20 protein-coding genes are annotated in these 21,215 nt (G+C 54.9%); 2 read left to right on the forward strand and 18 right to left on the reverse strand.

Annotated elements, in window-relative coordinates; all coding sequences use genetic code 11:
* Positions 1 to 90: 90 nt before the first annotated feature.
* Together HMPREF1627_RS05065 and hflX are read right to left on the reverse strand one after the other, a co-directional pair.
* A complete protein-coding gene (locus HMPREF1627_RS05065) occupies positions 91 to 2,040 on the reverse strand; it encodes an ATP-dependent DNA helicase (RefSeq protein ID WP_034501630.1) in 1,950 nt (649 codons plus the stop codon).
* Positions 2,037 to 3,554 (reverse strand): GTPase HflX, encoded by a 1,518-nt coding sequence (gene hflX / locus HMPREF1627_RS05070; RefSeq protein ID WP_034501631.1) that lies wholly within the window; start codon positions 3,552 to 3,554, stop codon positions 2,037 to 2,039. Before hflX ends, HMPREF1627_RS05065 begins: the two co-directional genes overlap by 4 nt.
* A gap of 127 nt (positions 3,555 to 3,681) precedes the next feature.
* On the opposite strand from hflX, the gene HMPREF1627_RS05075 reads away from it, so the two are divergent.
* Positions 3,682 to 4,299 carry a class I SAM-dependent methyltransferase gene (locus HMPREF1627_RS05075; RefSeq protein WP_034501632.1) on the forward strand — a complete coding sequence of 206 codons (618 nt, stop codon included), beginning with the start codon at positions 3,682 to 3,684 and terminating at the stop codon, positions 4,297 to 4,299.
* 31 nt (positions 4,300 to 4,330) lie between these two features.
* On the opposite strand, the gene miaA is transcribed toward HMPREF1627_RS05075, so the two are convergent.
* The 14 genes from miaA to HMPREF1627_RS05145 all read right to left on the reverse strand — a co-directional run bounded on the left by miaA (position 4,331) and on the right by HMPREF1627_RS05145 (position 18,671).
* Complete coding sequence (miaA, locus tag HMPREF1627_RS05080; RefSeq protein WP_052040849.1) at positions 4,331 to 5,341, reverse strand: tRNA (adenosine(37)-N6)-dimethylallyltransferase MiaA; 1,011 nt, start codon at positions 5,339 to 5,341, stop codon at positions 4,331 to 4,333.
* Entirely contained in the window at positions 5,341 to 6,873 is a 1,533-nt protein-coding gene (miaB, locus tag HMPREF1627_RS05085; RefSeq protein WP_034501633.1) for a tRNA (N6-isopentenyl adenosine(37)-C2)-methylthiotransferase MiaB, read from the reverse strand. Before miaB ends, miaA begins: the two co-directional genes overlap by 1 nt.
* 11 nt (positions 6,874 to 6,884) lie before the next feature.
* Positions 6,885 to 7,385: a CinA family protein gene (locus HMPREF1627_RS05090; RefSeq protein ID WP_034501634.1), complete on the reverse strand. Its 501-nt coding sequence runs from the start codon at positions 7,383 to 7,385 to the stop codon at positions 6,885 to 6,887.
* On the reverse strand, positions 7,375 to 7,974 hold the full coding sequence (locus tag HMPREF1627_RS05095) for a regulatory protein RecX (RefSeq protein WP_034501635.1): 600 nt from the start codon (positions 7,972 to 7,974) through the stop codon (positions 7,375 to 7,377). Before HMPREF1627_RS05095 ends, HMPREF1627_RS05090 begins: the two co-directional genes overlap by 11 nt.
* A 3-nt stretch (positions 7,975 to 7,977) precedes the next feature.
* Positions 7,978 to 9,069, reverse strand: a complete 1,092-nt coding sequence (recA, locus tag HMPREF1627_RS05100) for a recombinase RecA (protein ID WP_034501694.1) — start codon at positions 9,067 to 9,069, stop codon at positions 7,978 to 7,980.
* A gap of 201 nt (positions 9,070 to 9,270) precedes the next feature.
* Entirely contained in the window at positions 9,271 to 9,519 is a 249-nt protein-coding gene (locus HMPREF1627_RS05105) for a DUF3046 domain-containing protein (RefSeq protein WP_034501636.1), read from the reverse strand.
* Positions 9,516 to 9,836, reverse strand: a complete 321-nt coding sequence (locus HMPREF1627_RS05110) for a helix-turn-helix domain-containing protein (RefSeq protein ID WP_034501696.1) — start codon at positions 9,834 to 9,836, stop codon at positions 9,516 to 9,518. The genes HMPREF1627_RS05105 and HMPREF1627_RS05110 overlap by 4 nt, the downstream gene beginning before the upstream one ends.
* Before the next feature lie 189 nt (positions 9,837 to 10,025).
* Positions 10,026 to 10,679 (reverse strand): CDP-diacylglycerol--glycerol-3-phosphate 3-phosphatidyltransferase, encoded by a 654-nt coding sequence (gene pgsA / locus HMPREF1627_RS05115; RefSeq protein WP_234305251.1) that lies wholly within the window; start codon positions 10,677 to 10,679, stop codon positions 10,026 to 10,028.
* A 19-nt stretch (positions 10,680 to 10,698) separates the two neighbouring features.
* Positions 10,699 to 13,383: a DNA translocase FtsK gene (locus HMPREF1627_RS05120; RefSeq protein ID WP_034501637.1), complete on the reverse strand. Its 2,685-nt coding sequence runs from the start codon at positions 13,381 to 13,383 to the stop codon at positions 10,699 to 10,701.
* 63 nt (positions 13,384 to 13,446) lie between these two features.
* Positions 13,447 to 14,385, reverse strand: coding sequence for a PfkB family carbohydrate kinase (locus tag HMPREF1627_RS05125; RefSeq protein WP_034501638.1), 939 nt, complete (start codon positions 14,383 to 14,385; stop codon positions 13,447 to 13,449).
* Between the two features lie 51 nt (positions 14,386 to 14,436).
* Positions 14,437 to 16,128 (reverse strand): ribonuclease J, encoded by a 1,692-nt coding sequence (locus HMPREF1627_RS05130; protein ID WP_034501639.1) that lies wholly within the window; start codon positions 16,126 to 16,128, stop codon positions 14,437 to 14,439.
* Positions 16,129 to 16,177: 49 nt separating this feature from the next.
* Complete coding sequence (locus HMPREF1627_RS05135; RefSeq protein ID WP_034501640.1) at positions 16,178 to 16,735, reverse strand: GNAT family N-acetyltransferase; 558 nt, start codon at positions 16,733 to 16,735, stop codon at positions 16,178 to 16,180.
* The gene (locus HMPREF1627_RS05140; RefSeq protein WP_034501641.1) at positions 16,732 to 18,066 is read right to left on the reverse strand and encodes a M16 family metallopeptidase; all 1,335 of its coding nucleotides are present in this window, start codon (positions 18,064 to 18,066) and stop codon (positions 16,732 to 16,734) included. The genes HMPREF1627_RS05135 and HMPREF1627_RS05140 overlap by 4 nt, the downstream gene beginning before the upstream one ends.
* Positions 18,063 to 18,671: a hypothetical protein gene (locus tag HMPREF1627_RS05145; RefSeq protein WP_052040850.1), complete on the reverse strand. Its 609-nt coding sequence runs from the start codon at positions 18,669 to 18,671 to the stop codon at positions 18,063 to 18,065. The genes HMPREF1627_RS05140 and HMPREF1627_RS05145 overlap by 4 nt, the downstream gene beginning before the upstream one ends.
* A gap of 185 nt (positions 18,672 to 18,856) precedes the next feature.
* Between HMPREF1627_RS05145 and HMPREF1627_RS10165 the strand changes: the two genes are divergently transcribed.
* Positions 18,857 to 19,555, forward strand: coding sequence for a LacI family DNA-binding transcriptional regulator (locus tag HMPREF1627_RS10165; RefSeq protein WP_234305253.1), 699 nt, complete (start codon positions 18,857 to 18,859; stop codon positions 19,553 to 19,555).
* Positions 19,556 to 19,596: 41 nt separating this feature from the next.
* Here the strand turns inward: HMPREF1627_RS10165 and HMPREF1627_RS05150 are convergent, their stop codons facing one another.
* Both HMPREF1627_RS05150 and HMPREF1627_RS05155 read right to left on the reverse strand, forming a co-directional pair.
* Positions 19,597 to 19,893, reverse strand: a complete 297-nt coding sequence (locus tag HMPREF1627_RS05150; RefSeq protein WP_034501642.1) for a ferredoxin family protein — start codon at positions 19,891 to 19,893, stop codon at positions 19,597 to 19,599.
* A gap of 13 nt (positions 19,894 to 19,906) precedes the next feature.
* Complete coding sequence (locus tag HMPREF1627_RS05155) at positions 19,907 to 21,211, reverse strand: FAD-dependent oxidoreductase (RefSeq protein WP_034501643.1); 1,305 nt, start codon at positions 21,209 to 21,211, stop codon at positions 19,907 to 19,909.
* Positions 21,212 to 21,215 lie beyond the last annotated feature (4 nt).

Raw genomic sequence — 21,215 nt, forward strand, 5'->3', positions numbered from 1 at the left:
ACCTCCTAAACGACTGAGCACGTCTATTGTTGCAGATCACTCAAGCGGATGACAGGGCTAAACTCCCACTTAGCGGTGAGTTGTACCGCTTTATTTTTCTGGCAAATCCGCCTGTAAACGCTCAAGGGCAGAGCAGGCAACATCAATGTCGTGTGTTGGCCAGAGCTTAGGCATGGAAGCACGGATATAAGCACCATAATTCCGTGTCGCAAGGCGTGAATCCAAAACTGCAACGACTCCACGATCTTCGTGTGATCGAAGTAAACGTCCGGCTCCCTGCGCCATCATGAGGGCCGCGTGATTGACACTCACCTGCCAAAAGCCACTCTGCCGCTGTCGATCAGCATCTCGCGTCAGGGCCTTGACCATGGGGTTGTGAGGATGCGGAAATGGAATTTTGTCGATGACAACGAGGCGACACGCATCTCCAACCACATCAACGCCTTGCCACAAAGACATCGTTCCTACAAGAACTGAATCACGTTCGCGACGGAAACGTTTGATCAAAGTACTCAGTGAGTCCTCACCTTGGAGCATGACGTCTTTCATCCCATCAGCTCGAAGCTGCTCAGCTCCCGCACGGGCACCTTTCCACGAGGAAAAAAGCACAAGAGCACCACCGCCACTGGCACGCACCAGACGACTCATGTGTTCCAAAGAGTCAACGCTGGGGCCTTCTGGACGAGGAGCGGGAAGCGAAGCGGCGATATAGAGGATTCCCTGTTTGGCCGCATCGAAAGGAGAACCTACATCGATCCCCTTCCACGGCAGAGGCGCCATCATAACCCCAGTCTTGTAGGCAAGAGGCTCGAAGCTATCTCCCAAGCGCAAGGTCGCCGAAGTCAGAATCGTCGGCTTTTCCCCAAAGGCATGCTCGGCAAGGGCGGGGGCAACATGCAGAGGGGCGATCACAAGTTCACTGAGGCCTCGATCATCATCTTGCTCAATCCAGGTCACGCTCTTTTCGGGATCTCTCCCCCACGCAACTCCCACCTGCGCAAGCTGGTCAAGGAGGGACTTCACCATGACTTTTGCTGTTGCCTCTAACTGCTGCTCGCTGGATTGCGTCTCCAAATCACGGCAAGCCGAGTCAAAGGAAGAAAGAATCCCCGATAGCGGTGCACGGTCATCAAGAAGCCCAGTTGGAAGAGTGCGAATCACCGAATCGAGCTGGGCACCCACACTTTCCAGTGCCGAGGTGTCCATCGAAGCCAACGAACGCAAGCGCCTCGAGATCCTTGAAAGCATCTTCACGGACAGCGACACTGAGGCTTGTTCACGCACCCTGTCAGCGAGTTCATGGGCCTCGTCGACCGCGAGCGCGCCGATCGGACCGAAGAGGTCCCCCTCGCCTAGGGCATTGATTCCAAGAAGAGAATGGTTCGTCACGACGACATCAGCATCTTGGGCCAGCTCGCGCGCCATTTGAGGAAAGCAGTTGTCAATCATTGGACACTGCTTTCCAAGGCATTCCAAGCTTGACACTGACACCTGCGACCATGCACGATCATCCACCCCGGGGTCAAGCTCATCGCGGTCCCCTGTTTCGGTGTCTCCAGCCCACGATCGAAGCCGAAGTATCTGTGCGCCCATTTCAGTGGTATGGGTTCCCTCTTCGTCTTCGCTTTGCTCAGGTCCCATGTCGAAAAGGGTTCCTTCGAGAGGGTATCCCCCGCCAAGACGATAGTTACACAGGTAGTTATTCCAGCCTTTCAGGAGAGCAACACGAGGCCGCCGACCGCTCGTTGCTTCAATGGCATCGGCTGCTACCGGCGCATCTTTCGTGAGGATCTGGTGCTGGAGGTTCTTTGTCGCAGTCGAGACAAGGACACGCTCGTCTCGATTCATCGCAAAGTCCATGAGGGGAATCAAATACCCCAGGGATTTACCCGTTCCGGTCCCCGCCTGAACAAGCAGGTTCTCTGGCGCGGCAAGTGCATCACATATTGCACTTACCATGGTTTCTTGCCCGGGCCGCGGGGAACCACCAATATCGCTGAGAGCTCGATTGAGTGCTTTGAGCGAAGACCCGCGACTCACGACTCATCCTTTTCGGCGCCGCTCGCGTCTTCGCCTGCCAAGCCTTCAGAGTAGGCAACAGCGCGCACCGCTGCAGCTAAAGCACCCCCAACGCGTGCCCGAATGCGTTGTCCCTGTTCGAGATAATCTTCGAAGATGAGTTCTCCTTCTTCGTGCACTCGATGGATCAAAGCGCCATGAGCATAGGGAACGACACAATCAATGACTTCGGTTGGCCGTGGGAGCATGTCGGCAATCGCATGCTGGAGCTCAGCGATCCCCTCCCCTGTGGCCGCGCTGACAAGCACGGCGTGGGGAACCAAGGAACGTACGAATGCTCGTTGTTCGGAGGAAGCGAGATCGACCTTGTTAAAGACAATCAGTTCTGGGATGTCCCGCGCCCCGTCAATCGTCTCAAAAACGGAATGCACCGCTTGAATCTGCCCAACGGGATCAGGGTGTGCGGCATCAACAACGTGGACGATAACGTCAGCTTGCCCCACTTCTTCCAAAGTCGAGCGAAAAGCCTCGACAAGCTGAGTGGGAAGACGCGAGACAAAACCGACGGTGTCGGAAAGCGTGTACGCGCGTCCGTCTTCGGTCTGAGTGCGTCGAACAGTAGGATCCAAGGTCGCAAATAGAGCATCTTCAACCAGCACTCCCGCCCCGGTTAAAGCATTGAGAAGTGTCGATTTCCCAGCATTCGTGTAACCGGCAATCGCAACCGCCGGAATTTTCGAGCGCTCGCGATTGGCGCGCTGAGCGCGGCGCGCCGGCTCCATCCGACGGATTTGCTCGCGCAGCTTCGCCATTCGAGTACGAATGCGACGACGATCCAATTCGATTTTTGTCTCACCTGGACCACGTGAACCGATGCCTTCACCTGAAGCAACTCGTCCACCGGCTTGGCGAGACATCGATTCGCCCCAACCACGCAATCGTGGAAGAAGATACTCAAGTTGTGCCAGCTCAACTTGAGCCTTGCCTTCACGTGATTTAGCGTGCTGTGCAAAAATATCCAAGATCAACGCAGTGCGATCAACAACCTTCACTTTGACGACATCTTCAAGACCACGGCGTTGCGAAGGAGCCAAATCTCCATCGACAATCACGGTATCAGCCCCGTCTGCCGCGACAAGTTCGGCAAGTTCACGTGCTTTTCCCGAGCCTAAATAAGTTGCTGGATCAGGATGGCTTCGTTTCTGAATCACACCATCAAGAACTTGAGATCCTGCTGTCTGTGCCAAAGCAGCGAGCTCACGCAGCGAGTTTTCTGCTTCTTCTTCACTCCCGCTTGTCCGCAAGCCAACAAGAACAACTTTTTCAAGGCGAATTTGCCGGTACTCGACCTCTGAGATTTCTTCAAGTTCCGTCGACAAACCTTGGATACGCCTGGTACCTGCTCGTGCCTCTCGCTCGAGTTCACCGGCTTGCGAGTAGTGTTCTTGCCCTGCTGTCGATTCCAATGCGGTTCCGGTACGCGCAAGAATTCGCGCGACAACGCCTCGTGCCCGCTCAGTGGAATCTTCTGACATCAATCGTCTCCAAAAGTCGTGAGAATAGTGTTTTCTATTTTCCCATGTTTGCTGTCTTCTCGGGCTTCCTTGTGGACAAGTCGCGTTGTTTCGCTGCTCCCACCCCACGTCAAGTAGTCTTAACAGCGTGGATGAACAGTACTTCACCGATTCGCAACCAGCCTCCGCCGACGAACTGCATCTTCTTCGCGACCATGTTCGGGGCTTCGACCTCGAAATGTGGGTAAGCGATCGCGTTTTTTCTGGCGGACGCATTGACTTGGGGACACGCCAGCTCATTGCCGAGGCCCCCGATCTTCCCGCGCGTGGAACCTTCCTTGATTTGGGCTGCGGCTGGGGTCCCCTTGCTGTCACGATGGCTCTGGAGTCTCCCGAGGCCAGTGTGTGGGCGGTCGACGTTAACTCTCGCGCAGTCGATCTGACCGCACGCAACGCCTCTCTCAATGAGGCAGATAATGTTCAAGCACTCCACGCCGAGGAAGCCTTAAAAATCGTTGCGGCTCAGGGAGTAACCTTTGATGTCATTTGGTCAAACCCGCCAATCCGCATCGGTAAGAAAGCTCTCCACGAGTTACTGACCACGTGGCTTTCCCTTTTGAGCCACGACGGTGTCGCCTACCTTGTCGTTCAAAAGAACCTTGGGGCGGATTCTTTGACTTCGTGGCTTTGCGATCAGGGGTTTCCTTCCGAAAAGATTGCGTCAAAGAAGGGCTACCGGATTATCGAGGTGCGCGCCCAGGCCTAAAAGCTGCGAAGTCGCCTTCTTGAACCACGGCCTATGCGATATCAAAAAGAGAGCAGGAGCGAAGGACGGTTTCTCGCGCAAGGCTAAGCGCGGCCTCGGCAGACATGGAAGTGTCACGCGAGGAACGATCAATCCACACAATGCGCGGGTCGCGACGCAACCACTTGATCTGCCTGCGCGCAAGCTGTCTGGTGGCTAGGGCAACAGAGTCAATCGCCTGCTCAGTTGTGAGTTCTCCATCAATAACCGCGAGCGCTTGAGCATAGCCAGTTGCTTTTGCGGCAGTTTTTGCTGCCCTCAAACCTTGCTTGTCCAGTTCTCGTGTTTCCTCGACAAGCCCCTGCTCAAACATCACCTGTGTACGCAGCCAAATCCGTTGATCAAGTTCTTCAAGCGGCCAGCGTAGAGCAATCATGACCGCCGGCGCAGCATACACATACTGAGGCATCGACGAGGAGAAGGGCTTTCCAGTCAGCTCGATCACTTCAAGTGCGCGGATGATCCGCCGAGCGTTATGCGCATCGATACGTGAGGCAGAAAGAGGGTCCAATTCTTCGAGGCGCGCAAAGAGCTGCTCCACTCCCCCAGGACTTCGTGATTCTTCCTCGAGCCTGCTGCGTAGCTCCATATCGGTACCGGGAAAATCTAAATGGTCTAAAAGAGCACGCTGGTATAGTCCAGAACCACCTGCAACAACAGTCAGGTTTGAACGCGCGTGAATCTGCGCAATGTCTGCTCGTGCGTATTTTTGATATGCGGCAACGGAGGCCTCGTCACTGATATCAAGGACATCGATCTGATGATGCGGAATTCCTCGACGTTCGTTGAGCGGAGTTTTAGCCGTGCCGATATCCATTCCGCGATACAGCTGAAGCGCGTCGGCTGATACGAGTTCGCCTTGCTTGGCCCCCATCTCCTGCGGGAGTAGTTGCGCAAGGTCTAGCGCAAGATCGCTCTTTCCCGAGGCCGTCGGTCCGACGAGCGCAACAATTAAGTTACGCTCTGCTCCAAGCCGCGCAGTTGGGGTTTCGCGGTCGATCATTACGCCCCTGAGGAACCGACGCGGATCCGCGGAATTCCCAAAGAAATCTTTGAGTCTTCCTCATGGGCTTGACGCGCCTGCCAAGCATCGCCTGCGCGTGTACGACGTAATTCAAAGAGCCCGCCCTCTTCTAAGGCAGAGTCGGCAATGAGGTGATGGGGAGCGCCATAAGTGACGCGCGCACGGAGCATATCCCCGGGACGAGGCCGATCGGCTTCACTCATACCAAGAGGAAGAGCGACGTGGACCAAACGATTGTCGCGCGCGCGACCAGAAATGCGGTGTGTGCTGCCGTCCTTTCGACCTTCGCCCGCGGCGACAAGGACTTCGACTTCCTGTCCAGCCAGAGCCGCATTGTCTTCTGCGCAAATACGCTCTTGGAGCGCAAGGAGGCGCTTGTATCTTTCGAGTGCGATGTCTTGGGGCACTTGATCGTCACGGTCAGCAGCTGGAGTTCCGGGGCGCGGCGAGTAGAGGAATGTAAAGGCTGAGGTGAAGCGAGCTTCTTCAACGACTTCCAGAGTCTGTTGGAAGTCTTCCTCTGTTTCACCGGGGAATCCGACAATGATGTCAGTTGTAATGGCAGCGTCTGGGATTGCTGCACGTACGCGTGACAGAATCCCCATGAAACGTTCACGACGGTAGGAACGCCGCATCTGTCGCAAGATTGCATCCGAGCCTGATTGAAGGGGCATGTGTAAGGAGGGCATGACCGTCGGGGTCTGTGCCATCGCTTCGATGACGTCGTCGGTAAAAGCTGCGGGATGCGGACTGGTGAAGCGCACACGCTCGAGGCCTTCGATCTGTCCCACTGCCCGCAAGAGGTCAGAGAAGGCACCTCGTTGTCCGAAGCTCACGCCATAAGAATTGACGTTTTGCCCCAAGAGAGTGATTTCGATGGCGCCTTCATCAACGACGGCCTGGACTTCTTCGAGAATCTCACCGGGACGGCGGTCTCTTTCTTTTCCTCGCAGATGGGGAACGATGCAGAAGGTGCAGGTGTTATTGCAACCAACTGAAATCGATACCCACGCCGCGTACGCGCTTTCACGATGAGTAGGAAGCGTTGAGGGGAAGACCTTCAGCGACTCTTCAATTTCTACTGCGGCCTGGCGGTTGTGCTCGGCTCGGCGCAATAGAGCGGGGAGCACATCGATATTGTGAGTGCCGAAAACCGCATCAACCCAGGGTGCCTTCTCGATGATGCCATCGCGCATTTGCTGAGCGAGGCATCCTCCGACAGCAATCTGCATTCCGGGACGTTCGCGCTTGACTGCTGCTAATTGTCCAAGATTGCCGAAAAGACGTGTGGCGGCATTTTCACGAACGGAGCAGGTGTTAATGACGATAACGTCCGCGCCCATGTCTCCCGCATCTGTTGCTCGCGCAGCTGCGGCGGGTACGCGTTCGACAGGAACCAGACCTGCCTTCTCTAAAAGCCCTGAAATACGTTCAGAGTCGTGCTCATTCATCTGGCACCCAAGGGTGCGCACCGCATAGGTCCGCGGGAAGTCCATCATTTCAACACTCATCGTCGGAAATTCTAACGTGCCGAGGCCAAAAGTTCCGTCTTGAGGAGATCGCTGAGAAGAGCAAGCGCGCCACACACTGCACCCGCTCGCACCTGATCGCGCTCCCCCGACAGATTCAGCTGCCGTGAAGTACTTCCTCCGTTCCATGCGCAAGCAACGAAAACAGTACCGGCCGGGTGCCCGTCCGAGGGCCCGGGACCGGCAACTCCAGTCGTTGAGAGTGCAAAATCTGAATCCATGAGTGAGCGAACCCCCATGGCCATCTGCTTCGCAACTTCCGGATCAACCGGCCCGGTAGCTGCTAACCTCCGCTCACTTACTCCCAACACTGAGTGCTTCGTATCTGTTGCATAGGTGCACACTCCCCCGCGAAATACGTGAGAGGCACCCGGCACTTCCACAAATGCGGCCGCAAGCAAGCCGCCCGTAAGGGATTCAGCGACGGCGATAGTTTTCTTGTGCGCCTCAAGCAAATTAATCAGTTCCGCGCACGATACTTCTTCACAGCTCATCGCAGTCCTCACTTTCAAGCAGTTCGTCAATGACGCGAATACACACTTGAGGTGCGTACCCTTTTCGAGCGAGCATCGAAAAAAGTCGCCGACGAATCACCTGTCGATCATGCATCGTCAGTGAGCGTATCTTCTTTTCTGCCAACGCATGCGCCCGTGAATACTCTTCGTCAGCATCAATTTCTGAGAGTACTTGGGCAATGATCTGCGAGGAAAGTCCCTTACGGGAAAGATCCATCTTGAGTGCAGATCCAGTTTTTCCTCCGGCTTCAAAACGCCCCCGAGCAAAAGCGCGAGCAAAGGCAAGGTCGTCGACAAGACCAAGCTCTGCCAAGCGTTCGATGACCTCGCGTGCGGTCTCAGAGGAAAAACCCCGCGAAGTCATCGCGCTTTCGAGCTCGTGTTGTGAGCGAGCGCGCACATCGAGTTGACGCAGCGCGACTTCTTTTGCGGCGTCAAATGCTGCCTTACCTTCTAGGGCAGCATTGCGTTCACGCATAAGAGCCTGTCGCTGGGCGGGGCTACGAGTGCGTTCACGCGGACGCACATCTTCCTCAGATGTTGTTTCCGGGTCGTAGTAGCGGACCATTGACTAGAAGCCGGCGTCCTCAATCGAGGAATCCATTTCAACAGCAGCGGCATCATCTTGAGGCTGGTCTTGAAGTCCAATTCCTAGAGAGACGAGGATCTTCTGTTCAATTTCATCTGCAAGCTCAGGATTATCGGACAAGAACTGGCGTACGTTTTCCTTGCCCTGTCCGAGCTGGTCATCCCCGTAGGTGAACCATGAACCGGATTTACGAATAATTCCAGTTTCGACGCCCATATCAATGATGGAGCCTTCTCGTGAAATGCCCTTGCCGTAGACAATGTCGAACTCAGCCTGCTTGAAAGGCGGAGCCATCTTGTTCTTAACGATCTTTGCACGCGTCCGGTTACCAACCGGCGCGCCTGCTTCCTTGAGCGTCTCAATCCTACGAACGTCGATACGGACCGAGGCGTAGAACTTCAGTGCCTTACCACCGGTTGTTGTTTCCGGGTTACCAAAGAAAACACCGATCTTTTCACGCAGCTGGTTGATAAAAATGGCAGTCGTTCCTGTGGCCGAAAGGGCACCGGTAATCTTACGCAGAGCCTGGCTCATCAAACGAGCCTGCAAGCCAACGTGCGAATCCCCCATTTCGCCTTCAATTTCAGCTTTGGGAACAAGAGCTGCAACGGAGTCAATGACGATGATGTCAATGCCTCCGGAACGGATGAGCATGTCTGCAATTTCAAGAGCTTGCTCGCCGGTGTCAGGCTGAGAGACAAGAAGATTATCTGTATCGACGCCAAGGGCACGCGCGTAGACCGGGTCCAGTGCATGTTCGGCATCGATAAAAGCTGCGTTACCTCCAGCCTTTTGCGCACTGGCAACAGCGTGCAAGGCGACAGTGGTCTTACCAGAGGATTCTGGACCGTAGATTTCGATGACTCGGCCACGTGGCAAACCGCCAATTCCCAGCGCAACATCCAGCGCTAGAGAACCGGTAGGAATCACCTGAACTGGCGGACGTGAGTCGTCTCCCAGTCGCATGACGGACCCTTTACCAAACTGTTTGTCAATTTGCGACAGGGCAAGTTCCAAAGCCTTATTGCGATCCCCATTAGCTGATGATGAGGAGCCCTTACGCGGCGCTGCCATGGTGGTACCTTTCGTCGAAGCCTCTCCGGCCATTACTGTCCTGGTCTATGTAGTAGATCCCCTCTCCGAGGACTACTCAGTGAAGTTATGCTCGACCACTGGCATTTGCGAACAGTTTTCTTCTTCTGTGGAAAACTTGCCCACATTTCACTGCTTCCACAGAATAAATGGAACAGGTGTTCGACGCACGCCGACACGCCATTAACGACGAATCGCTCGACGCAGCTTTTCGCGATCTTTCGAATTCATTCGATGCACCCAGCGCACAGCCTCGTCACTACCGCTCTCACGCACAAGCTCCCCCCACACCTCGTCGGGGGAAATTCCCTGCTCCAGCGCCTCAACACAGGTCGCACGTAGCGCGGGCAGATATAGGTCTGCCGTCAACGAGCGCCCAAGAGTTGCCCCAAAGACCTCGTCGACGGCATCCCAAAACTCTGACAGTGTCACGAGATCAAGGCCACCGGAAGCAAATCGTCGGGCACAGTATCGGGAACAACAGTTCCATCAAGGATCGCCATACGCTCTGAGACCTCGCGGAGGATGTACCACAAAGGAACGCCGAGAGCTACGCTAATTGCTTCAAGAAGTTCCGAAGATGCTTCCTTCTGACCGCGCTCGACTTCAGAGAGATAGCCCAAAGACACCTGCGCATCCGAAGAGACCTCACGAAGGGTGCGCCCCTGCTTGCGGCGGATTTCACGCAGCACATCACCAATTTCTGTGCGCAAGAGAGGCGCAACCGGCGCTGTCTGAGAAGGTGTCATAGATTGACGATAGCCCGTCTGGGCAACCTTATGCATCGTCGATTCATTCAATGGACGCGCAGACATTGGCACAGTGTTCTTCTGCTTCTTCATCATGTCCATCCTAACGTCATCCCATCGTGTTGTATTCCCACCATACACGACAAAAATCGAAGTTGCGCCACTGGCACTCAACTTTGGAACCGAAGCTCAGTTCTCCTGTTCAGCATCCTGAACCGGGGTCTCCTCACTATCGCGAGCAAGACGCATCCCCTCGCGGACGTAGGCAACACCAGACCACAAAGTCGCAGCAAGAGCTGCTCCAGCGACACACAGCGCAGTCATCAGACCGAACGAGGCCCACGGCTTATTTGCCAGATTAAGCGCCAAGAAGTAGTCCCACGGGATCAGGAGCAAGAAAATAGCCAACACCTGAAGGAAGGTCTTGATCTTCCCTGATTGCGAAGCCGCGACAACAATTCCGCGCTTCAAGAAGAAGGCACGCATGACCGTAATTCCAAGCTCACGAATTGCGACCAGAATTGTGAACCACCAGGGCAAAACTCCCTGAATACTCAAGATGACAAAAGCGCTCAGAGTCAAGGCTTTATCCGCAATGGGGTCTGCGACGCGGCCAAAATCCGTCACGAGGCCGTAGGCGCGGGCAATCTTTCCATCAAGCTGGTCAGTACCTGCGGCAACACAAAAGACCACAAGCGCCCACCACTGCGCACTCCACAGATCCTGAAACTTGAGGTAGATAAAAATCGGTACCAGGATCAAACGCAAAACAGTAAGTGCATTCGGCACATTGATCGCAGAGACCTTCGCATGACGCTCGACACGCGACACGTGAGTAGCCACGATTATGCCCCTTTGCTGTCTATCGTCCTGTCAGTTGCCAGGCGTCTTCGTTGTCTTCAGGCTCTTCGTCAACCCAGTCAGTCCTTCCACCGAAGTCGTGTCCGGTGTATGGATCCGAAGGAGACGTACCCCCATCGTACTCGTCCTGAGGCCCGTTAGACGACTGTTCAGTAAAAGTCTGCGTGACTTCTTCTTGAACAGCAGGGGTTTGCGAAGGAGTTTCGGGAGAGGTTTCGCCACGCAGCATCGCTAGAACTTCAGGAAGTTGCTCTGGTGAAACAAGGACCTGACGTGCTTTCGACCCCTCGGAAGGACCAACAATTTCACGCGATTCCAGCAAATCCATGAGGCGACCTGCTCGCGCAAAACCAACGCGAAGCTTTCGTTGAAGCATCGACGTCGACCCGAGCTGCGTAGAAATTACGAGCTCTGCTGCTGCAAGAAGATCATCAAGATCGTCACCAATATCCTCAGCGACCTTCGCGGTCTTTGCAGGAGCGAGAACGTCAGGCCTGTACTGAGCCTGCATTTGTTCCTTAACGTGAGAGACAACGGCATGAATCTCAGATTCGGTCACCCACGCACCCTGGACACGCATAGGTTTGCTCGCTCCCGAAGGCAGGTAAAGAGCATCGCCCTGACCGATCAGCTTTTCTGCACCCGGCTGATCCAAAATCACTCGAGAGTCGGCTAGCGAAGAAGTCGCAAAGGCCAAGCGGGAGGGAACATTCGCCTTAATCAAACCGGTTACAACGTCAACTGAGGGACGCTGGGTCGCCAAAACCAAGTGAATACCAGCAGCACGCGCCAACTGGGTAATGCGCTGAACCGAAGCTTCTACGTCTCGAGGAGCAACCATCATCAAATCGGCGAGCTCATCGACAACAACAAGCAGATAGGGATAGGGGCGCAGCTCGCGGTTCAATCCCGGCAACGCCTTTACCTGTCCAGCAGAGACAGCCTTGTTGAAATCGTCAATATGCTTGAAACCGTAGGTCGCGAGGTCGTCGTAGCGCGCGTCCATCTCCTTGACGACCCATTCCAGCGCTTCCGCTGCCTTCTTCGGGTCAGTAATGATCGGAGAAATCAGGTGCGGAATCCCCTCATAAATCGTCAATTCCACGCGCTTGGGATCAACAAGGATCATTCGAACTTGCTGAGGGGTCGCACGCATCATGATCGAAGTGATCATTGAATTGACGAAGGACGACTTACCGGAACCGGTCTGGCCGGCGACCAAGAGGTGCGGGGTCTTCGCTAGGTTGGTGACAACATAGCCACCTTCAACGTCTTTACCAACACCAACAACTAGAGGGTGCTGGTTACGCTGCGCCGCTCCAGAGCGCAGGACGTCGCCAAGAGCAACGGTTTCGCGGTCAGAGTTCGGAATCTCAATACCGATCGCTGATTTTCCAGGAATCGGCGCAAGAATACGCACATCGGCCGAAGCGACGGCATAGGCAATATTCTTTGAAAGATTTGTCAGGCGATCAACCTTCACGCCCGGACCAAGCGTAACTTCATAGCGAGTGACTGTCGGGCCTCGAGAAAAGCCCGTAACCTGCGCATCCACGTTAAATTCGGCAAAAACCTGACGCAGAGACTGAACGACCTGATCATTGACTGCCGAACGAGTCTTGTGCGGAGCGCCTCGAACCAAAAGTTCACTCGAGGGCAAGGTATAGGACAGCGTTTCATCCAGCTCTGCCTGGAATCCTCCGGCGGGTTCTTCCGTGTGCGCAGGAGGTTCAGGATCAGAGTGTTCTTCAATGTTCTCGGTGACAGAGAGCGCGGGAACCTGCATAGCTTCCGTCGGCGCATCCATTGGTGCAGGCGTTGCCTTCTCCGCAGTCCCCTCCTGTGCCGAGGCCGATGGCATGAGCCTAGTACGCTGGGCATCCACGCGCTTGGGTGATTCCTCCTCGGTAGAGGGCTCAACCGCACGGCGAAACTCCTCGTCCCCATCGTAGGAATCGAGGAAGGGGTCATCTCCGGCAGCCAGAGAACGGCGCGCATCTTCACGCGCGCGAGCGATCGGATCAGCTTCTTCTTCCGGCTTTGTTTTCTTTGAGAGGCGGTTGATAAGATCTCGGATCAGCCCAGGGACCTGGGCAACTTGAGTCCGCGTCGCAAGCAAAATTGAGTAGGCAAAGAGCAGCAGAAGAATCGCTGCAGCTCCCCATGACGAGAGCATTAAAACCAGCGGGCGGGCAATGAACCATCCGAGGATTCCACCAGCCGTTTCAATGGACTGCGCAGAATCAAACGCGGGGTTTCCCTTACTGACATGGACAAGTCCCGTGAGGGAAAAAACGATCCCAAGGCAACCCGCAACCCGGTGAGGAAGAGCCGAGTTACCCGCGCGCACTCGAACGAGTTCGACGGAAAAGGCAACAAGAATAATCGGCAGCACGACGGAGAAAATGCCGACGAATCCAGCGGCCGCATGATGGATAAAATCACCGGCTTGCCCCGAGATGCCAAACCACTCGCGTAAAGCGACAAGAACAGCAGCGGCCATCACAACGAAAGCCAAGGCATCGCGTTTCACCTGTGCATCGGTTGCGCGCCACGCGCGAATCATTGCAAGACAGCCTCGACCAATGCCGGAAAAGATACGAGCAAGAAGCCCTGGAGTCGCAGTGGGCTTCCCGGATCGCGAAGAAGATTTCGGAGATGCTGAAGATGGGGATTTTCGTGCCATGGTAGAAAAACGCTACCGCCGGAGCGGCGCGAAACCCTGAAGGCACGCCGAAATCCAGCGTTCCTAATGCGTCACATCACCGTGTTTCATCACTGCATGAATCTGTTCCCAAGTGGGAACAGGAAGTGCTGATTCGTGCGAGATGGTAATTGCCGCAGCTGCGTTAGCCATTCGCGCTGCTTCAACAGGATCATGACCAAGGAGCAATGCTGCACACATTGTTGCAATGTGTGTGTCTCCGACCCCCGCGGTATCGACCGTATTCGATTCGTAAGCCGGCAAGCTGATTTTTTCGCCGGTTTCCTTTAAAAAGACCTCACATCCCATGACGCCGAGGCGACGGACGATGACAGCGTCCTCCCGTGTAGCATCTTGCAGACTCAGTCCGGGTTCATAGCCACCAAGAATGTCCGATAGAGTTCCTGCTTCGCGAATATTGCGTGAAACGATATCCGCCCTCCTCAGGATGCGCAACCATACTGAAGCGGGGACCTGAGCGACGGAGGGCGAGGCGGAGACCAGAACTGTGATTCCCTTTGGAAGATTTTCTGCCCAGCCAACAAGAACTTCAGCGCTCGTTTCACTAACTAGGTCAGAACCCGAAATGTGCACGAGATCCCCATCATGGAGATCTAACTGGTCGAGAGACTCGCGAGAAGGCTCTGATTCAACGCCTGTCGTCACGATTGAGGTCATCGAACCATCGTCCTCAATCAGCTGAATCGCAACTCCGATATCACCGACAAGCTCGGGAATCAGGATCTTGACTCCGGCCTCGGCAAGAAGCTGACGGACCATGAAGGAATTCGGCCCCGTCCCCAGCGGAGACGCAGTTGCGGTGGGAACCCCAAGCTTCGCTGCTGCACACAAAGTAGTAAATCCGCCGGCAGGAAGAGAGGTTGCCGCCGCTGCATGGATGGAACCGCCTCGCTCGGGCAATTTGGAAATGCGCATTGGAAGTGAGAGAACAACCGAATACGTCGAGATAAAACGACCGCTCATAGTTCTACCCTACCTTTACTTCCAGATTGTCTGAGCTCGCTCGCACGAAATCTACTGTTCAACAACAACCGGGACAATCATGGGACGACGGCGCAGGTGACGACCAACCCAACGTCCAATGACCCGGCGCATTGCCTGTTGCAGAATATGCGGATCGACATTTCCACCAGCAGCCGCTTCTTCTAGGGCCGCCGTCACATCGGGAAGAATCTCGTCGAATACCGAGGAGTCTTCGGCCATACCGATCGCGCGAATCGTCGGCGATGCCAAAACCATCCCAGATTCACGCTCAACAACGGCATACACGCTGACGAAGCCTTCAGATCCCAGGGTACGACGAGTCGCCAATTCGTCTTCGGAAATCTCTCCAATGGAAGAACCATCAACGTAGATGTACTCGCAGGGAACTGCACCAACCACCTGGGCATGGCCATCACACAGATCAACAACAACGCCGTCTTCTGCAAGAACAACATTCTCGGGTTTCACACCGGTGAGAACAGCCAATTGGCCGTTGGCAACAAGGTGACGGATTTCCCCGTGAATAGGCATGACGTTCGCAGGCTGAACGATGTTGTAGCAGTAGATCAATTCGCCGGCAGCAGCGTGACCGGACACGTGAACCTTCGCATTGGCCTGGTGAACGACCTTTGCGCCCAAGCGAGTCAAGTCATTGATCACCCGGTACACAGAATTTTCATTCCCGGGAATCAGTGACGAGGCAAAAATGACAGTATCGCCGGGATCCACACTGACAAAGCGGTGTGAACCTTGAGAGATCCGCGAAAGTGCGGCCATCGGTTCGCCCTGCGAACCAGTTGCCATAAATACGCGTTGGTTTGCAGGCAGAAGAGAAATCTCATTGGAATCGACGATCAAGCCATCGGGAATGGCTAGGTAGCCTTTTTCCTGAGCAATGCGCATATTACGTTCCATCGAACGCCCAACAAGAGCAACGCGACGCCCGTGGCGAGCAGCTGCATTGAAGACCTGCTGCACGCGGTGAACGTGAGAAGCGAAAGATGCGACGACAATCTGCCCCGTGGCCTCGGCAAAAACCTGATCGAGAACAGGACCGATCTCGCGCTCAGGGGTAACGAAGCCCGGAACTTCCGCATTGGTCGAGTCCACCATGAACAGATCGACGCCTTCTTCGCCGAAGCGGGCGAAAGAACGCAAATCTGTAAGGCGATGATCAAGGGGAAGCTGGTCCATCTTGAAATCGCCGGTGATGAGGACTTTTCCAGCGGGAGTGCGTACGAAAAGCGCAAGAGCATCGGGAATCGAGTGCGTGACGGCGACGAATTCGCAGTCGAAAGGACCGATCGCCTGGCGATCCCCTTCGGCGACTACACGCAGGTTATCGGCGGAAAGACGATGCTCGCGAAGTTTTGGTTCAACGAAAGCAAGAGTCAAATCTGAACCGTAAATCGGAATATCTTCACGCAACTTGAGCAGATAGGGAACCGCACCGATGTGGTCTTCGTGACCGTGAGTGAGCACCATACCAACGATGTCATCCAAACGATCTTCAAGCCAAGAGAAATCAGGCAAAATCAGATCGACACCGGGCTGGGATTCTTCGGGGAAAAGCACGCCACAATCAACAACGAGGAGTTTGCCATCAAACTCCAAAACGTTCATGTTTCGACCGACTTCTCCCAAGCCACCCAAGGGGACAATCCGGAGGCTTCCCTTTTCCAAGGGGGCAGGTTCGGGCAAGTTGTCGTACAGAGGCATCATGCAATAAGTGTGCCACGTCTAGACTTTCACGGCCCACTCGGAACACAAGCTAGGAGCGAAGTGCCCACCACAAGTGCTCATCACGCCGGACCTGAAGCGCCTCATCAAACATGAACGAGCGCTTCAGTCCCGCTGGTAGAAAACCACTTCCCTGAAGGAAACGGAGCATCAGCGTATCTTCGGGTGCCAGCCACATTCGAAGGGAAGCGGGTTGGAGAGTATCAACAATTGCTGCGAGCAAACGCGATCCATGTCCGCTTCGACGGAAACTGCGATGAACATAGAGCGTTGTCACCTCTACTCCAGCAGGAATTTCCTTAGCCTGCCCAAGCTCAAGAGACTGAACCGGCGCAGAGATGATCGAGATCAAACCAACGGGACTTTCCCCTTCGAGGGCAACGAAAGTGTGTCCTGAATCCGCGTTCTTTCCCTGCGTGGAAAGGGTCCGCTCCCACAGCTGGCGAGTACTTCCCAACACGTGGCCTCGAAGCGGATGATCAATAGGGAGAGCACACGCGTCAAAGATCTCCGTGAAAGACTCTTGCGCAAGAGCAGCAATCGCATTCAAGTCGCTCAGGCGCGCAGGACGAACACTTCGCTTCGTCACTGACGCTCCCCCGGCAAGACCTCGGCGGTGAAGACACTTCGCCCAGCAAGTTCTTCCGCTAGCGCGCGAACATCCTCGGCTTGAACTCTTTCAATACGAGCAAGAGCGGCATCAACAGTGAAATACCTGCCGTTAAGCTCGGAACGTCCCAGTCGTGACATTCGCGAGAGCGTATCTTCCAAGCCCAGAGCCATTCCACCTCGAAGTTGCCCGCGCACGCGAATGAGTTCTTCCTCGCTAGGCCCGTAAATTGCGAGTTTCTCCAACTCTCCAAGCATGAGTTTTTCAACTTCAGTAATTCGTTCAGGTGAAGTCCCCGCATACATTCCCCATGCACCCGCGTTCGAATAGGCGGAATCAAATGCATAGGTCGAATAGGCAAGACCACGCTTCTCACGAATTTCTTGGAAGAGACGGGAAGACATTGAACCGCCCAAAATCGATAGTAAAACCGACATGACGGGACGGCGATCATCTCCGGCACGCATGGATGGCCCGCCGACGATGACATGTGCTTGTTCAATATGACGGTAGCGAGTCACGCGTTCGGGCTGATATTCATCGCTGTTCGTCATCTGCGTTGAACGTCGCGGCCTGGGGCTTTGAGCGCGTGAAAGCTCTTCCGACCAAGCACCACTAAGAGAGCGACAAACCTTCTCAACGATTTCGTCGTGATTGACATCCCCCGCTGCAGCAATGATCAAAGACGAAGGGGCATAGACGCGTCGATAGTAGTCCCAGACGTCGTCCCGTTTGACACTTCTAATGGTCTCTTGGCTTCCCCCCACGGGCCTCCCCAGTGAGTTATCGCCAAAAACTGCCAGTTGGTATGCCTCGTGAACAACCTCGGGAGGGTTGTCCTCTGACATCGCGAGCTCGTCCAAAATGACGCCGCGCTCGGTTTCAAATTCCTCGGGATCAATGAGCGATCCTGAGATCATGTCACCGAGAACATCAATGGCCATTGCCGTGTCATCACTGAGGACTCGAGCCCAGTAGTTTGTATGTTCTTTCCCGGTTTCAGCGTTTGATTCGCCCCCTACGGCGTCAAATGCCTGTGCGATATCAAAAGCGCTGCGTCGAGCTGTGCCTTTGAAGAGAAGATGTTCAAGAAAGTGCGTTGAACCTGCGCTGTCTTCGTCTTCGTCGCGAGACCCCGCGCCAATCCACCAGCTCAGTGCAAGAGAACGGGTCGCCGGAATCTTTTGGGTGATAACGCGTAGTCCATTGTCGAGAACGCTTCGAGTCACCGTCGATCCCGAGTCCTCCCATTGCTGCGCGCCATCGCCGGTTGATTCCAGCGGGAGCACCCGGAATTCATCGTTGGTCATGAACGTTCCTTTTTCTCTTCTGACGAGGCCGCTTCGGCGTCTGCGCGAGCGGTTGGCTTTTGCGTGGAACTAATTGACGGAACAGGAGGGACGGCGGATGAGGTGCGCACGGTTGGGGCCGAGGCCTCGGCAGAGGAAGGCTTCGCGGCAGAAGACGACCTCTTCAGCGCGGCTTGGTTCAAAGCGTGCGCGTCTTCAGCGGTCTGCGGGATGCCACCGGTAAGGCCCACGATCAACAGGACCAGGGAGATAATCGCTTGGATCGCGAAATAGCATGCCATCCAGCGCAGACCGACTTCCATTCCTTGGAAGGAAGAGACCATTGCGGTGAGGTAGCAAAATCCCCCAGCCACAGCGCTCAGGAAGAGCGCCCACGCGTAGAAACGACGTGCGGAAGTCTTTGTGATCATGCGAGCGAGCGCCGCGATCATACACGTTGCAAGTGCGGGTACAGCAACAATGATGAGAGCACTCAAGGACACTGAAGCAATCTTTCCCGGTTCTGAATGATCAAAACCCGAAAAGGTTCCGACAATGAGCCACGCCAGCACATCAAAGATCAGCAGTACTCCACATACGATCGTGTCCGTCAGGCGTCGCAGCATTTCTCCTCCTAGGGTCGCCTGATGACCAGCTTAATATGCACGCGTGCAAGGCGCAGTCTCCCTATGCACAGGGAAGAACCCCATCGGCGTGTTTCCACAATTTACTTGTTCTGCACCCGGCAGGCGTGCGATTACGGCACAGTGTTGGCCAGAGAAAGGGGGCTCTCATGGCCAAAACACCAACAATGTCCGACGTTGCTCTTCTTGCTGGAGTATCCGTTGGGACTGTCTCTCATGTCCTGCGGGGAAGCGCTCACGTCAGCGATGCGCTCACCAAGCGCGTTCACGAGGCGGCAGAAACTTTGGGATACAGAGTTGATCCATCAGCCCAAGCACTTCGCTTGGGTTACCAAAACATCGTTGGTGTCGGGCTTTTAGGCGCACGCAAAGAAGTGGAACAAGCCGCCTGCACTTTCCTTCTCCCTTTTGCCCGGGAACTGGGACGAAGCGGAATGGAAGCGTTGGTCCTCTCCACCACTCATTCTTCCGCCAAACATTTGTGCCTAGAAGATTGCACGGATATCGTCATGCGCGCGAAGCGATCACACTTACATTCACTCCTCATATGTCTTAGCGCTGAATCTTCCTCGTGCACATTCATCGACGCCGATGCACATGCGACGGGAACGCATGCGGATGAGCATCGATTGTTTCCGATAGGTCAAAGCACCTCAGCGACTCGGGATCTTCCCATATTTGAGGTTCATCTAAATGCTCATGGCCCACAAAGACTCCATGGAGAAAGAAAGACTGCATCACTTGAATGGCGTCCTCTACATGTAGGCGGGAATTCTGCAGAGGGTCATTCCCTCACCCGTGGAAATATCACCGAATGCATTGAGGCAGTTATGGATTCGAGGGACACAACAAGAATGGTGGGTTGAAAGCAGACGCTTTCAACCCACCACTTCAAATGGAGAAGCCCTTAGCCTTCTCGGAACATGATCCCGAAACCGCTCCTGGGATAGTGCCACTTCAAAACACCTTCAGGGGCAATAGCCAAGCAGGTACCGCATTCTAGGCATGCGGCATATTCCACTCCAACGGTCCCATCCTCTTCTACCGAGTAGACATGTGCCGGGCAGATTCGCTCCAAGAGCTTGCCGGCACCGGTGGCACGAGCGCGCTCCTGGTTGACCTCGATATGAGATTCTTCCTCGTCAAGGTTGTAAGTGTTACGCGAAAGACGGGCGGGAACACTCTCAATTTTCAATGTGCTCATTGTTCCTCCTGCCTCACAACGCCTTGATACCGGCCAAGCCGTCACTAATGAGAGCACGCAAACGCAGGCCAGAAGCCTTGAACGCGTCCATCGCAACCTTCATGATGTGGCGACGCGGGCGAAGATCATGGTTGAAGACTCCGTAGAAAACCTCTGCAGCAAGGCGTCCATAGTCCTTGTACATACGAGGACGCTCAAGGAAAGCAGGGGCCTTCGCGTAGGTCTGCATGTCCTGCCCGACGAAGGAAGATTTCAACTCACTGAGGTAGCGATCCATCGCTGCCTGAGAGAAATCGCCGGATTCAAGGGCAGCATGAACCGCCGTTGAAGCCGCTAGCGCAGAACCCGCAGCAAGATCCATCCCTCGAATAGTCAAACCAGTATTAAGAGTGAATCCAGCTGCATCGCCAATAATCACCAACCCCGGACGGGTGAGATCATGCGTCACCATCTGAGGCCCATCTTCAATGGTCAGGTGGCACCCGTACTCAAGCAATTCGCCGTCTTCAAGAAGAGGAGCAATTGCCGGATGGGTGAGCAGGTGATCATGGACATCCGAAGAAGACAAGCCCGATGCTTCCAAGTCATCAAGGCGCATGACAACACCGATAGAGACGGAATCTTTATTGGTGTACATGAAAGCTCCGCCTGCAACGCCCTGGGTCGCATCCCCAACCATTGCGTAGGCTGCACCGCAGTTATCGCGAACATTGAAGCGATCTTCAAGGACCTTCTCGGGAAGAGCGATCACCGACTTCACACCCACTGCAAGGTGTTTCTTCGGCTCTTTAGTGCGGATTCCCGCCTGCTGGGCAATGAAAGAGTTCACCCCATCTGCTGCAACCACAACGTGGGAGCGCAGCTCATCTTCCCCGGCACGAACACCAACAACCTGTCCGTTTTCGATGATGAGGGAGTCAACCTTCACACCCGGCATCACAGTGACACCGGCCTCCTCACACTTCTCGCTCAGCCACAAATCGAGCTTTGCGCGCAACACTGTGACTGCATTAGCGGGCTCAGCAAGACGCTGATCCCAGTAGTCAATGTTGACCGCTGACTTTTCATTGAGCAGGCTGACGATATTACGTGTGATTCGGCGTTCTACAGGAGCTTCATGAATGAAGTCCGGGAAGACCTGTTCCATTACTCGGCAGTAGAAAACACCACCCGAGAGATTCTTGGAACCGGGTTCCATCGCACGCTCAATGAGAAGGACCTCGTGTCCCTGTCCGGCAAGAGTATAGGCGGCAACACAACCGGCTACACCTCCACCGATCACGATGACCTCGAAATCAACCTCTACTTCTTCAGACATACTC

Origin of the sequence: Actinomyces sp. S6-Spd3, assembly GCF_000758755.1 — a bacterium.
Classification (GTDB): domain Bacteria; phylum Actinomycetota; class Actinomycetes; order Actinomycetales; family Actinomycetaceae; genus Pauljensenia.